1 protein-coding gene is annotated in these 1,166 nt (G+C 64.5%); it reads right to left on the reverse strand.

What is annotated here, in order from left to right:
- The coding region (tuf, locus tag ACODRX_RS25815; protein ID WP_488874403.1) for an elongation factor Tu at positions 1–1,166 on the reverse strand (1,166 nt) is incomplete at both ends.

The following is a 1,166-nucleotide window of genomic DNA, read 5'->3' on the forward strand; positions in this document are numbered from 1 at the left end:
GCAATGATCTTGGCAACGACGCCGGCGCCCACGGTGCGGCCGCCTTCGCGGATAGCGAAGCGCAGGCCTTCTTCCATGGCGATCGGCGCGATCAGCTTGACGGTGATCGACACGTTGTCGCCAGGCATCACCATTTCCTTGTCAGCGGGCAGCTCGATGGCGCCGGTCACGTCGGTGGTGCGGAAGTAGAACTGCGGACGGTAGTTGTTGAAGAACGGGGTGTGGCGGCCGCCTTCGTCCTTGCTCAGCACATACACTTCTGCGGTGAAGTGGGTGTGCGGCTTGATCGAGCCGGGCTTGCACAGCACCTGGCCGCGCTCCACGTCTTCACGCTTGGTGCCGCGCAGCAGCAGGCCAACGTTGTCGCCAGCTTGGCCTTGGTCCAGCAGCTTGCGGAACATTTCCACGCCGGTGACGGTGGTCTTTTGGGTGTCGCGGATACCGACGATTTCGATTTCCTCGCCCACCTTGATGATGCCGCGCTCGACACGGCCGGTCACCACGGTGCCGCGGCCGGAGATGGAGAACACGTCTTCCACGGGCATCAGGAACGCACCGTCCACAGCGCGCTCAGGCGTGGGGATGTAGCTGTCCAGCGCTTCCGCCAGCTTGTCGATGGCTTGCTCGCCCAGCGCGCCCTTGTCGCCTTCCAGCGCCAGCTTGGCCGAGCCGCGGATGATGGGGGTGTCGTCGCCGGGGAATTCGTACTTGTCCAGCAGCTCGCGCACTTCCATCTCGACCAGCTCCAGCAGCTCTTCGTCGTCGACCATGTCGCACTTGTTCAGGAACACGATGATGTAGGGCACGCCCACCTGGCGGGCCAGCAGGATGTGCTCGCGCGTCTGGGGCATCGGGCCGTCAGCGGCCGAGCACACCAGGATGGCGCCGTCCATCTGGGCCGCGCCGGTGATCATGTTCTTCACATAGTCGGCGTGGCCGGGGCAGTCCACGTGAGCGTAGTGGCGGTTGGCCGTTTCGTACTCGACGTGGGCGGTGTTGATGGTGATGCCGCGGGCCTTTTCTTCGGGCGCTGCGTCGATCTGGTCATAAGCCTTGGCTTCGCCGCCGAACTTCTTGGACAGCACGGTTGCGATCGCTGCCGTCAGCGTCGTCTTGCCGTGGTCCACGTGACCGATCGTGCCCACGTTCACGTGGGGCTTGGTGCG

The sequence above is a fragment of the Comamonas sp. FG99 genome (assembly GCF_057808605.1).